Here is a 12,388-nt window from a genome sequence, read left to right as displayed (position 1 = left end):
GCTCGCGCGGCACGCGTTCCCGCGGCCCGCTCCGGGATCGGAAATCGTTCGCGCGTGGGTACGGTCTTGTGGTCAAACTGGATGCGTCGGGCTTCACTCTGAGAGGACGCACCATGAAGCGCTTCGGACTCGCGGCCGTTCTGGTCGCGGCGCTCGGCCACTTGGCCGGCGCACAACCCGCGCCTACCCCGGCGCCGACCGTCGTTCAGCCGCCACCCGTTTATCCACCGAGTACGCCCCCGCCGCCGGCGCCGCCGGTCGGCGTCAACCCGACGCTGGAGGCCCCTCCGGTTGGGGCGCCGGCGCCGAACGTGTTCGTGCCGCCGGGGACGCCCCCGGGACCGGCGGTCCCGTTCGCCAAGAGCGGCGGGCTGGTGGTCGGGGTGTACGGGTACTACCCCTATGACACGGGCGTGTGGCTGCGAGGCGGGACCGACGGGCTCACCCGCCAGAGCGGCGCGTTCACGATGGTGTACCCCGAATCGACGGGCGAGGTGGTCGGTCCGGTGTCACGCGGCCACTTCCACGGTAAGCTGCGGTGCGGCCCGTTCGGTCGCTGAGTGCAGTGAGATCACGGTTGTGTCCCGGCGGCGCACGGTTAACCGACCGTGCGCCGCCGGGACACAACCGTTACGGTCGTTGTTTGCCTAATTAGCCTCGGTCACTTCTCACGTCAGGGAACACGGAACAAACAGCCCCCACGACTCGCCGGGGCTTTTGCCGCGCCGGTCCCAACACGGAACACAGAACCGAAATTTAAAACAACAGAATGTTGTGTGAGTGCGATTGCAACGGGGTCGTGAGCCGGGTATAAGACGGTGAGTTACGCCGCAACTCGGTCCACGTCCTGACACACGAAACACCGGCTCGGCCATCAAGGATGGTGCCATGAGGTGCGTGTTATTCCCGCTCGCGGGTTCCTCATCCGACGATACGGTCGGTGTTCGGATAGCTCGCAGAAACAGACCCGAGAGAGACGCCCGAGCGCGAGGAATTTCCGTCGGGGCATTTCGGGCGAACAGTGCGCCATACCTGTGCCAATTTCCGAACTCGCGTGTGCCGAAATGAGGTCGTCCTTAACGGTGCAAGGCACGCCGCTTTCCCATCCCACAACGACACGAGCAGCGAACTGGTTCCGTGTAAAGCAGCTCACGGACGACCGCGCGGCCAGAAAGGAAACACACGAGCAAATAACGACCGCTTGAGCTGAGAAAACGTTTCGCCCGCGGGAATTTGGCACGAAAAGTGTTTTTAGACTAGTCGAGGTTGGTAACGTCGCTGTGGTTCTGAAGATAGCATCGACTGTCGTCGTGTTACACTTCAGCCCCGACAGCTCCGCGGACGAGTTATGTGTTGGTGGTATCGATTGCTCGGTATCCCAATCACGGAAACTTCATCACCAAGTGCCAGTGTTCTTGAACGGACGGAACACTTGCGACAAACTGTGAACCGCTCGGTACCCACTAAACCGTTCGCCCTCTCCCCGGACCGATGAGGTCGGCATGATCGAGCTCAGCTATCCGATGGTCGCTCTGATCACGTGCTTCGTACTTGTGGTGCTCGTACTGTGTCTGGGCGGCAAGAGTTTGGACGAAGCTTGGCGCCGCTGACATTCAGGTTGTGCAAGCGCACGCTGCCTGTGGCCCCGGGTGTACCCGGGGCTACGTCATTTAAGCCGGTGTTTTAGGACCAAGTCGGCGTTTTCAAACTCAACAAGGACATCCAGCAGTACATCCGCTTTGCGGCCGCCCTTCACCCGACCGATCAGAACTGCCTCCTCACCGCCCGCGAACTTCTCGACTTCTGCTGCGACCGCCAGCACCGTTCGGCGGGTTGCTGTCGTTGCTCACGAGCGGGCAACCGGACCAGTCGCTCCTGCGTTAACCCTGAACGCGCTATCGTTCGGAAGGCGAAGTCGTAGGGATACGAAGTGGAGAATGCCACGCGACTTGCGTGCCTAGAACACGAACTTGACGAGCATCACGATCAGGACGCCGGCTGCTCCTATGCAACAGAGTGCCGCGACCAACAGCGGAGCTTTCCGCTCGTCCGATCCAGGGGCGGCACGCCGGATCGGCCCGAACGAGGCGAACGCCACTAACAGGAGCGCCCCGAAGAGCGCGACGAATTCCCAAGGGCGCATTGTGTCGGGCGCTCCTGATCCCGTGGGCGAGCAGAAACGAATCCGGCACCACGAAAGGTATTCGGGGGCAGGGTTACTGCTAGGTGTTCATTTGTTTAATAAGTGTGTCCCGAGGCTGGAGAGTCGGATTTGGCACCCAAGCGACTGGGAGCGTTACCGGCGAGGGCGGCGCTACGGATGTGCGCCGCCCCCGCCGTATGGTGGCTCTGCGGGCGGTGCGGCGATCCCGTTTGTGGCGTATTGACGGGGCCTGGGTCGGCATTGAGAATGTGGCAACCTCCCCCACAAGCCCCTTTGCAAATGCCAGGTGCCACATGGCCACGCTTCGGTATGTGCTGTTAGCCGTTTTCCTGATTACCGCGGGACTTACGTCGTCGTCCGCGCAGACGCCGCCACCAGCAAAGGACCAGAAAGTCCAGGCCGGAGACGATAAGAAAGCGCCCAAGGATGAAAAGGCGGTACCCAAGGACGAAAAGAAGGGTCCGCCGACCGTGGTTACCGACGGCGCGGTCATCATCGCCGGGCAGAAGGTCGAATACAAGGCGACCACCGGTGCACTGTCGGTGACAGACAAAACGGGTAAGGCGAAGGCGAACATCTTTTTCATGGCGTACGTTCGCAAGTCCGGAGAGGCCGCGGCGACGCGCCCGCTCACGTTCTGCTTCAACGGCGGGCCGGGGTCGGCGTCGTCTTACGTACACCTCGGCTTCTTCGGCCCCCGCCGCGTGCTCATCAACAACGACGGGCTGACCGCGCCCAGCCCGGTCGAACTGGTCGACAACGATTGCTCGATGCTGGACGTGACCGACCTGGTGTTCATCGACCCGGTCAGCACCGGTCTGAGCCGGGCCGAGACCTCGGCCGACGCCAAGCTGTTCCACGGGCTGGAGGAGGACACCCAGTCGGTCGGGGACTTCATCCGGGACTACGTGGCCAAGTTCGACCGGAAGGAGTCGCCGGTGTACGTGGCGGGCGAGAGCTACGGCACCACCCGGGCGGCGTCGCTGGCCGCCTACCTCCAGAACAAGGGCGGGGTGAAGCTGACCGGAATCGTTCTCATTTCGACCGTACTCGATTTCCAGACGATCCGGTTCGGAACCGGTAACGACCTGCCATATGCCCTGTTCCTGCCCACGTACACGGCCACCGCGTTCCACCACGGGAAGTTGGACAAGAAGTGGGCGACCGACCTGCCGACGGCGCTCAAAGAGGCGCAGAAGTACGCCGCCGGCCCTTATCTGGAAGCGCTGCACAAGGGCAACCTGCTGAGCGATTACGAGCGGCAGGCGGCGGCCAAGCAGGTGGCCATGCTGACCGGCCTGTCGGAGGAGTTCGTGCTGCGGTCCGACCTGCGGATAGAGGCGACCCGGTTCCGCGGCGAACTGCTGCGGGACCAGCAAACCCTGGTCGGGCGGTACGACTCCCGTGTGTCGGCGAAAACTGGTGGCCGAGGGGCCGCCGCGCCTGCGCCGGGGACCGCGAGTGGTGGTTCTCCGCCCGCGAGCGGCCCCGGCGGCGGACCGGGCGGTCCGCGCGGCGAACGTGTGGGCGGCGGCGACCCGTCGGCGGCCCTGCTCTCCCCGCTGTTCACCAACGCGATGCGGCAGTACCTGCCGGACGGGCTCGGGTACAAGACTGATACGGCCTATGTGTTGAGTGCTCCGGTGCAACCGTGGAACTACGGGCCGGCGGGCACGAACCAGTATTCCAACGTCGCACCCCGGCTGCGGGCGGCGATGGAGAAGGACAAGGGATTGCGGGTGTTCGTGGCCAACGGGTACTGTGACCTGGCCACCCCGTTCGCGGCCACCGAGTACACCTTCTCCCACCTCGGGCCGCGCGCCTTGCTGGACCGGGTGACCATGGCTTACTACGACGCCGGGCACATGATGTACACGCACGAGCCGTCCCGCAAGAAGTTGCGGGAAGACTTACGGAAGTTCGTCACCGTTCCCGCCGCGGAGCCCGCACCGAAGCCCTAAAGGTGTGTCGAGGCGGTCGCCTTATCCTTTTCTGGAAGCCGGTGGCACCCCTTATTCCGCACGACCCACGCGATTGACATTGGCGCGCGTGGGCACTTGTGGATCAATACAGGAGGAACACGGCGTGTAAGGCGGGGACATGGACGCACTGCAATTTCTCTCGGCGAAGGACGCGAAACGACACCCGGTGTACGCGCTCGTCGGTGACGAGGACTTTCTCAAGCGCCACGCCCGCGAGCGCATCATCTCGATCGCCATCGGTGACGAAGACCCCTCGTTCGCGGTCAGTGCGTCCGGCGGGGATCGGCTCGACTTCTCCACCGCCCGTAACGAACTGGAAACGCTTCCGTTTCTGGCCCCGTGTCGCGTGCTGATCGTGGACGCGGCCGACAAGTTCGTCACCGAGAACCGTCAGGCGCTCGAAGCCTACGCCGCGAAGCCCAGTGCCGTCGGAGTGCTGGTGCTCGACGTGAAGACGTTTCCCGAAAACACGAAGCTCGCCAAAGCGCTGCCCGACGGGGCCAAGATCGTCTGCAAGGCGCCGCCGGAGTACAAGATCGGCGCTTGGTGTGTGGAGTGGGCCAAAACCGCGCACAAGAAGAAGCTCGCGACCGAGGCCGCCGAATTGCTCGTCGAGCGGGTCGGCACTTCAATGGGTTTGCTCGATCAAGAACTCGGCAAACTCGCGAACGCGGTCGGCGCGAAGCCTGTCATCTCGGCCGACGACGTGGACACGCTGGTCGGGCGAAGCAAGGCCGCGGACGTGTTCCGCATCATGGACGCGATCGGGGATGGCAAGCCGGCGCAGGCGCTCAGCATCCTTCAAGAGCTGTTCGCGGAGGGCGAAGACCCGATGGCCGTGATCGGCCCGCTCACCGCGCAACTGCGGAAGCTCGCGACCGTCGGGCGGCTGATGGTCGTGGAAAAACTCCCGATGGGGTCGGCGATGGACGCCGCCAACGTGCCCAAGTGGGAGAAGGCACGGGTGAACTGTGAGAAGCAACTGAAGCACCTCGGCGGCCCTCGGTTGCTCAAACTCCCGGACTGGCTGGTGGAGATCAACTACGGGCTCAAGGGCGGGAACCCGTTACCCGAACGGGTGCAAGTGGAACGACTCATCGTGATGCTCGCCCGCCCGCGCGAAGACGTGAAGAAATAAGCCGTATTCACCGCAGATGGCGAGGGAGGGCACAGAGAAGTCCCATCCTCTGCGCCCTCCCTCGCCATCTGCGGTGAATACGGCTTTTAGAACATACGACCGCCGAGAGGCACTTCGCGGTCCGGTGCGAGGAGTACGACGTTCCCGCTCTCGTCGGGCGCGCCCAGAACCAGCACCTCCGAGTTGAACCCGTTCACCTTTCGCACGCCCAGGTTCACAGCCGCGACCACCAGCCGCCCGACCAGCGTATCGGGCGTGTAGAGCGCGACCAGTTGCGCGCTGGACGGCTTGATCCCGAGCGGGCCGAAATCGATCCACAGCTTGAAAGCGGGCTTGCGGGCGCCCGCGTTGGGCTCTGCGCGGACGATCCGCCCCACCCGCACATCGACCAGTCCGAACGCTTCGAGCGGTTCCATCGGCCTTTAGTAATTCGGGACCACTTGCCCGTGTCCGCGGGTGCCGAGCAACTCGAACGTGTACCGGTCGATGTTGACCGACAGCGCCTGTACGCGCCCGTCTCCGAAACCGAATTGTACGACTCCGGTGTGTCGGCTCCCGAACTTCAGGCCCGCGTCTCGCGGGTTGGTCGTCAGCCCGTTGCTGACCCCGCGTCCGGAGCAGGTGGGGTACTCGCCGTCGTAGATGGAGCAGTCCAACCCGCCGTACCCGTGCCGGTCGATGTGAACCTGTTTTTCGCCCACGAAAATGACGTGGCTCAGCCCGTCGGTGAAATCCGCGACCCGTTGTGGCGTTCCCAACTGGAACGGTCCGGTCATGTTCGGTCAGGTCTCTTCGGCCGCGTCGTGGCCGCTCTTGTCCACGACCACCGCGTAGTCGCCCAGCGCGCCGGGGTAGTGCCGCTGCAACGGGTCACTCGGCGATTCGTTGCCCGCGACGCTCACGGTCGGGGAACTCGACGCGGACCGGCGCGAGGGGCAGAAATACGTGCGCACCGCCGTTTCGCGGGCCACAGGCGCTTGCTGGGCGTACTTCCGCGACAGATCCCAGGTGCGGTACAGGTTGTCCTGTTCGAGGTGCGGTAGGATCAGCACGGCCCACGTCACCCCGCCGCGCTCCAGCGTGCTTACCGGAAAGTGCCCGGCAGCGCTTTCGTACAGGTGCATCGCCAACCCGATTTGCTTGAGGTTGTTGGCGCACGACGTGCGCGCCGCGGCCTCGCGCACCTTCTGGACGGCGGGCAACAGCAGCCCCATCAGGACCGAGATGATCGCAATGACCACGAGCAACTCGATCAGGGTGAATGCGGTTCGTCTCGACATCGAAGCACCTCCTGTTCGGCGAACGGTTACGGCAGCGGCTGGCGGGCGGTGAGCGACACGCGGAACGAGACATCGTCTCGCGATCCAACGGGCGCGCCGGTCAGGTGTACGCGAACAAGCTCCGCCCGCCGGGTGGGCGGAGCGAACACGAACACCACCTCGGACGTGTGACCGGGCAGCACACGCTCGGTCGGCTTGCCGCGGTCCGGTTCCCAGCCCGCGTCGAAGGCGGCGGGGGCGAGCGGTCGGTCGGTCGAGTCCAGGACGCGCACGCCACTCGCCCCCCGCCCGGCCGCCCACCCCGTGAGCGGCAGCGCCTGGTCGGTGCCGGTGTTGCGTACCCGCAGCGCGATGCGCAGGTACGGTTCCCGTGTGGCCCGCTTCGCCCCGTTCGGACCGGTCAACTCGATCGGCCCGACGGACGCGTCGCGGACGACCACGCGCGCGTCTCCGAACTGCCAGGACACCTTGCTCGCGTCGAGCCACCGGCCCGGGGCGATCGGCTCTGCTTCGCCGGTCGCGTGGCTCACCGCGACCGGCCCGGTCGGCGGTTTTGGGCCGTCCTCGTCGGGGCCGCTCGCGAGCCCCACCCAGGACGGAAGGAGCAGCAAAATTGCGGCGACGGCGGCGTGCATCAGCACCGCGGCGCTCGCTGCCAGCCGGGCCTTACCATTGGCACCGAAACTCATCAGGCCGGCCAGCAACCCGAGAGCGGCGATCCCGGTGCCGATCGCGCGCCCGAACGGCAACTGGGTGGCTAACATCGCGGGGCCGACGAGGATTATCGCCCCGAGGGCGACCACCAGTGCCGTGTCAGCGGGGGGCCGCGCGGGAACTGGGGCGACTACCGCCGGGCGCGGTACGGGTGCCGTGTACGGTTCGGACGGGATCACCGGTGACGGCTCGGTCACGTCCGGCAGCGCGGCGGTCGAGCGGGTTTCCTCAACGGCCGGGGGCAGCGGTTTTGCTGGCGCGGCGCCGGGCTCGGCTTTTGCCCAGCCCGGCAGGTGTTCCTCGGGCGCCAGCGTGAAGTTGCTGCGGCATTTCGGACAGGTGGCGCTGGCACCGGCGGCCCCGGCGGGGGCGCGCACGCCACCGGCGCGGCAGTACGGACAGATCGCGATGAACGTCGGCACGCCAGAACCCAACCAAGACGGGGAGACAGAAGTGAGAAGCGACGTAGCAAGCTTGTAACAGTTCGTCTGGGTCGTTCCAAACGAATTTTGCGTGAATTTGCGGGCCGCTACAGCGGTCCGGGATTTGCACTCGTATGGCGGTTGGTTCGTTCGCCGCACTCACCCGAGACCCGTCCCATGCAACGCCGCGAGTTCATTCACGCCGCCGCGACCGCCGGGGTCGTTTCCCCGCTCCTCACCGGGCGCGGAACCGGTGCAGAGCCCGACAAGGGGCCGGCGCTGCTCCGCTTCGACACCGCCAACGAAGTCGTGCGCGGCGACATGCGCTACCGGAAGCTTGGGAACACTGGAGTCGAGGTGTCGTGTATCGGGGTCGGCGGGCACCACATCGGCCGCCCGGCGGACGAGGCCGAGGGGATCAAGATCATTCGCACCGCGCTCGACGCGGGCATGAACTTCCTCGACAACTGCTGGGACTATCACGACGGCCTCAGCGAACTCCGTATGGGCAAAGCGCTTCAGGACGGCTACCGCAAGAAGGCGTTCCTGATGACCAAAATCGACGGCCGGACGAAGGCGGCCGCCGCGAAGCAGATCGACCAGTGCCTCTTACGGCTCCGCACCGACGTCATCGACCTCGTGCAGCACCACGAGATGATCCGGATGGAGGACGCGGACCGCGTGTTCGGCGAGGGCGGGGCGCAAGAGGCCGTCGAGGCGGCCCGGAAGGCGGGCAAGATCCGGTTCGTCGGGTTCACCGGGCACAAGGACCCGCTCGCGCACTTGCGGACGCTCGAGGTGGCGAAAGAGAACGGGTTCCGGTTCGACGCGGTGCAGATGCCGCTCAACGTGCTCGACGCGCACTTCCGCAGCTTCGCCCGTGACGTGCTACCGGGGCTGGTGAAGGAGCAGATCGGCGTGCTGGGCATGAAGTCGATGGGCGACGGGCTGGTCCTCCAGAGCAAGGCGGCGACCGCGGTGGAGTGCCTCAACTACGCGCTCACGCTCCCGACCTCCGTGGTCATCACCGGCATGGAAACGATGGACCGGTTGAAGCAGGCTCTCGACGTGGTCAAGAGCTTCAAACCGCTCACTGAAGATCAGGTGGCCGCCCTGTTGGGGCGCACAAAAGAGGCCGCGGCGAAGGGCCGCTACGAGCGGTTTAAAACCACACCCGACTTCGACGGGACCGCGAAGCACCCCGAGTGGATGGGGTGATTCCCTTGATCCGCACCATCGGGTATGATGAGCCGCGCCGGTGGAAGGGGTGCCGGTGCGGCCTGTTGCACGAGCCATCATGTCCGACGAGAAGGCATTGCTTGATGCGATCTGGGAGCACCCGCACGACGATACCGTGCGGCTCGCTTATGCCGACTGGCTCGATGAGCACGAGCAACCCGCTCGTGCCGAATTCATCCGGGTGCAGATCGGGGCGGCGCGACTGAACCGTTGGGACGAGCCCTACCCGGCCCTCGTGAAGCGTGAAGACGAGTTGCTGGTCAAACACGAGGCGGAATGGCGGGCGAAGGTGCCGAAGAAGTGGGTCAAGTCTCAGTTTCATCGCGGGTTCCTGCAGCTCAATGTATCGGGCTTGAGCTTCGAGACGCTTACGAAACTGACGGTCCGGCAACTCAAACTGGCGCCGCTGGCCCGGTACCATTACAACCTGCGGGCCCGAGACTACAACGCTTTTCTGGAATGGCCCGGGGCAGTGTTTCAGGACCTGTTCGCTCCGCGCCCGCCGTTGCCGGACGGGTGGCTCGATCGGCTGCTCGTGTGCGACCGGTTGCGGAACGCGTCGGAAGTCGCGTTCATCTGCGATCCGCGTGCGGTGCTCACCGCGGACGAGGTGCGGGGCGTGCTCGACACATGGGCGAACCGGCATTTGGTCGCGTTTCGGTTCGCGTCCGAGGCGAGAACTGGAGCCGCAGAAGATGCTGACACGGCCGCTTATGAGGTGATGGCCGGGCACCGGGCGCTGGCGAACGTGCGGAGACTCGACCTCCACAGCACCCGCCCCGGCCCGGTGGGGCTGCACGCGCTGGGGCACTCGCCGCACCTGGATAACCTCCGTGAGCTGGAACTGTCGGGTGCGCACGTCGGTGATGCCGAGCTAACGGAACTGTGCCGCTCACCGCTGCTGCCATCTCTCCGCGAACTGTGGCTGACGGGTTGCGAGGTGGGCGACGAGGGTGCCGTGGCGCTGGCGAACAGCCCGGCCGCGAGTGGTCTTCGGGTACTGAGTGTGTTCAGGAACAACATCGGTCCGGACGGGCTCCGGGCGCTCGCCCGGTCGCCTCACCTGACCGGGCTCCGGCGCCTCGAACTCGCTCAGAACCCAGGCGGCCGGTACGCCGAGGTGAACGCGGAACTGCAGGCCCGGTTCGGGCACATGTCGCGGTTCCGCGTTTGACGCACGCTCACTTCGCAGCACGGTACGTGAGGCCGAGCCCGCTCACGTTGGCGCTCTTCCGGCCGACGATGCCCGTCACCGGGGCGCCGTTGCCGCTGATGTCCGTGGGCCAACCGCCCGCGCCTCCCAATCGCTCGCTGGTGTACGAGTCGCTCTTGTCGAGCCACTCGCCGTTTGCCTTCATGAAGGTGACGGTAATGGCGTCGATGGCGATCGCGGCCCGGACGTTCACCGCTCCGACCACGTACCCGGGTTTGGCCACTAACCGCGTTCCCGACTGGGTCGGGGTGCCGTGAACCTGCCCGAGCGCGTACGCGTTGTTGACCCAGTAAATCGGCCGGATCGCACCGATGATGTCGTTGTTGACAAATTTGCTGTACCACACGTCGAACCCGACGAGCCACCCGCCGGCCGGGGCTTCGTCGCGGAACGTCGGGTCGGCCGGGTGCCCCACGATCTTCTCGGCCGGCGGCGTCGGGCGGAACGGGGTGACGGCCGGGTTGGGCAGCGACGCGGCCGGCGGGGGCGGAGGCGGGGGCAGGTCGCTCGGGCGGCCGAGTGCGGGGCCGCCGAAGGGCGGCGCGGGGGCGCCGAAGGGCGGTGGCGGGGTCATTGGGAGCGTCATCGGTTGTGCGGGCGCCGGGCTCCCATTTCCGGGGCCGGGTGTGGCGCCGCTGGTCAACCGGAACGACTCAACGAACGTTTTCACCCGCGTGTTCGATAGCCGGGCGTCGGCTCCGGCCGCCAGGACGGTGTAGAACCGCCCCTGGGTTGCGAGCACCCGGCCCGAGTAGAACCAGCGCCCGCCGTTGGTTTCGATCTCGAACTCGCGCCACCCGTCGCCGTTGTTGCTCTGGCCCTGTGATCGGGTGCCGCTGGCGCCGACGGTGCCCGCCAGGCCCGAGACGGCGCCGTCCAGGTCCACCCCGCCGGGCGGGACGGCGGCCGACGCGACGGCGTAGCTCTCGTTCCGCCTCCCGGCCTCGTAAACCGTCATTCGCAGCCCGTTCTCGTCGCGCTCGGAGCGGCTCGGCGAGCCGGGCATGAGGACCGTGTACCCGCCTTCCGGTGGGGTGAACGGTCGAAAGGACTGTTGCCCGCAGCCCGCGACCGGAATCAGCAGGACGAGCGCGAGTGTCGGCGCGAATCGGCGCATGGCGGACCTCAAAGCGAGCGACTTTGGCTCCGCGGGCGAACACTCGCGCGGTCAAAGCACCGAACCAGTATTCCGCGCGCCAGCGACGGATGCAAGACTGTCGTTGTCTGTAACGCTGGCGGATCGCGCCATTGCGAACGTGGCGCGTGAAGAAAGGGCTGCTCGATGCGATTTGGGGCACCCCCACGACGAGACCCGTGACCGCGGCGCCACCACGCTGGCCCGATCACGGTACTCGAACAACGTTACGATACGCCGGCTCGATCTGAACCGGTTCGGCACGGGCGCGGTTGCCGCGCTGACCGAGCGGTTCGGGACCGAGCGGGTGCGGGGCTAACGGACTTTACTTCACCGTGGCGCTAACGGTGCTGGTGATGAAGTCGCGGTTGAGCTGCGCGATGTGCGTCACCGAGATCTCCTTCGGGCAGGCGGCCTCGCACTCGTTGATGTTGGTGCAGTGCCCGAACCCCTCGCGGTCGTGCTGGGCCACCATCCCCCGCACCCGCTCCTTCCGCTCCGGCTGGCCCTGGGGCAGTTGTGCCAGGTGGCTCACCTTCGCCGAGAGGAAGAGCATCGCGCTGGCGTTGGGGCACGCCGCCACGCACGCCCCGCACCCGATGCACTCCGCCGCGTCCATCGCGCGGTCCTGGTCCACCTTCGCGATCGGCAGGCAGTTCCCGTCCGGGGCGCCGCCGGTGTTGACGCTCACGAACCCGCCGCTCTGGATGATCCGGTCGAACGCGGACCGGTCGCACACCAGGTCCTTCACCACCGGGAACGGGCCGGCGCGCCACGGCTCGAGGTAGATCTCGGCCCCGTCGGCGAAGCTCCGCATGTGCAACTGGCAGGTCGTGGTGGCCCGCTCCGGGCCGTGCGCCAGCCCGTTGATCATCATCGCGCAGCTGCCGCAGATGCCCTCGCGGCAGTCGTGGTCGAACGCGACCGGCTCCTCGCCCTTGCGGATGAGCTGCTCGTTGAGCGTGTCCAGCATTTCGAGGAACGACATGTCCGGGCTGATGCCGTCGAGCGGGTACTTGACCATCTGCCCGTTCGCGGTGCGCGACTTCTGGCGCCAGACGTGGAGCGTGAGCTTCATTTGCGGTGGTCCCGGGAAGGTTG

Annotated in this window: 11 protein-coding genes and 1 pseudogene; 6 read left to right on the top strand and 6 right to left on the bottom strand. The window is 66.1% G+C overall.

Going from position 1 to position 12,388, the window contains the following annotated elements; genetic code table 11:
* The first annotated feature begins 113 nt into the window (after positions 1 to 113).
* Positions 114 to 560 (top strand): hypothetical protein, encoded by a 447-nt coding sequence (locus GobsT_RS29820; RefSeq protein ID WP_109570777.1) that lies wholly within the window; start codon positions 114 to 116, stop codon positions 558 to 560.
* Between the two features lie 1,397 nt (positions 561 to 1,957).
* Here GobsT_RS29820 and GobsT_RS29815 read toward each other — a convergent pair.
* Positions 1,958 to 2,143 carry a hypothetical protein gene (locus GobsT_RS29815; RefSeq protein ID WP_010050766.1) on the bottom strand — a complete coding sequence of 62 codons (186 nt, stop codon included), beginning with the start codon at positions 2,141 to 2,143 and terminating at the stop codon, positions 1,958 to 1,960.
* Between the two features lie 314 nt (positions 2,144 to 2,457).
* On the opposite strand from GobsT_RS29815, the gene GobsT_RS29810 reads away from it, so the two are divergent.
* Together GobsT_RS29810 and holA are read left to right on the top strand one after the other, a co-directional pair.
* A complete protein-coding gene (locus GobsT_RS29810) occupies positions 2,458 to 4,125 on the top strand; it encodes a S10 family peptidase (protein WP_010050768.1) in 1,668 nt (555 codons plus the stop codon).
* A gap of 139 nt (positions 4,126 to 4,264) precedes the next feature.
* The gene (holA, locus tag GobsT_RS29805) at positions 4,265 to 5,284 is read left to right on the top strand and encodes a DNA polymerase III subunit delta (protein ID WP_010050771.1); all 1,020 of its coding nucleotides are present in this window, start codon (positions 4,265 to 4,267) and stop codon (positions 5,282 to 5,284) included.
* An 86-nt stretch (positions 5,285 to 5,370) separates the two neighbouring features.
* Here the strand turns inward: holA and GobsT_RS29800 are convergent, their stop codons facing one another.
* The 3 genes and pseudogenes from GobsT_RS29800 to GobsT_RS29785 all read right to left on the bottom strand — a co-directional run bounded on the left by GobsT_RS29800 (position 5,371) and on the right by GobsT_RS29785 (position 7,700).
* The gene (locus GobsT_RS29800; protein ID WP_010047000.1) at positions 5,371 to 5,700 is read right to left on the bottom strand and encodes a tRNA-binding protein; all 330 of its coding nucleotides are present in this window, start codon (positions 5,698 to 5,700) and stop codon (positions 5,371 to 5,373) included.
* 6 nt (positions 5,701 to 5,706) lie between these two features.
* Positions 5,707 to 6,564 (bottom strand): annotated as a pseudogene (locus tag GobsT_RS40055) (DUF1559 family PulG-like putative transporter).
* A gap of 26 nt (positions 6,565 to 6,590) precedes the next feature.
* The gene (locus tag GobsT_RS29785; RefSeq protein WP_010047008.1) at positions 6,591 to 7,700 is read right to left on the bottom strand and encodes a hypothetical protein; all 1,110 of its coding nucleotides are present in this window, start codon (positions 7,698 to 7,700) and stop codon (positions 6,591 to 6,593) included.
* Between the two features lie 177 nt (positions 7,701 to 7,877).
* Here GobsT_RS29785 and GobsT_RS29780 point away from each other — a divergent pair, with 177 nt between their 5' ends.
* Both GobsT_RS29780 and GobsT_RS29775 read left to right on the top strand, forming a co-directional pair.
* The gene (locus GobsT_RS29780; protein ID WP_010047010.1) at positions 7,878 to 8,918 is read left to right on the top strand and encodes an aldo/keto reductase; all 1,041 of its coding nucleotides are present in this window, start codon (positions 7,878 to 7,880) and stop codon (positions 8,916 to 8,918) included.
* 79 nt (positions 8,919 to 8,997) lie between these two features.
* Positions 8,998 to 10,113: a TIGR02996 domain-containing protein gene (locus tag GobsT_RS29775; RefSeq protein ID WP_010047012.1), complete on the top strand. Its 1,116-nt coding sequence runs from the start codon at positions 8,998 to 9,000 to the stop codon at positions 10,111 to 10,113.
* 7 nt (positions 10,114 to 10,120) lie between these two features.
* Here the strand turns inward: GobsT_RS29775 and GobsT_RS29770 are convergent, their stop codons facing one another.
* Positions 10,121 to 11,269 (bottom strand): hypothetical protein, encoded by a 1,149-nt coding sequence (locus tag GobsT_RS29770; RefSeq protein ID WP_010047013.1) that lies wholly within the window; start codon positions 11,267 to 11,269, stop codon positions 10,121 to 10,123.
* On the opposite strand from GobsT_RS29770, the gene GobsT_RS29765 reads away from it, so the two are divergent.
* A complete protein-coding gene (locus tag GobsT_RS29765) occupies positions 11,268 to 11,606 on the top strand; it encodes a hypothetical protein (RefSeq protein WP_148087915.1) in 339 nt (112 codons plus the stop codon). The two genes, GobsT_RS29770 and GobsT_RS29765, sit on opposite strands and share 2 nt — an antisense overlap.
* Before the next feature lie 6 nt (positions 11,607 to 11,612).
* Here GobsT_RS29765 and GobsT_RS29760 read toward each other — a convergent pair whose 3' ends face one another.
* The gene (locus GobsT_RS29760) at positions 11,613 to 12,365 is read right to left on the bottom strand and encodes a succinate dehydrogenase/fumarate reductase iron-sulfur subunit (protein ID WP_010047016.1); all 753 of its coding nucleotides are present in this window, start codon (positions 12,363 to 12,365) and stop codon (positions 11,613 to 11,615) included.
* Positions 12,366 to 12,388: the final 23 nt, after the last annotated feature.

Source organism: Gemmata obscuriglobus (assembly GCF_008065095.1).
Classification (GTDB): Bacteria; Planctomycetota; Planctomycetia; order Gemmatales; family Gemmataceae; genus Gemmata; species Gemmata obscuriglobus.
This window is presented reverse-complemented; position numbering and strand designations above follow the sequence as displayed.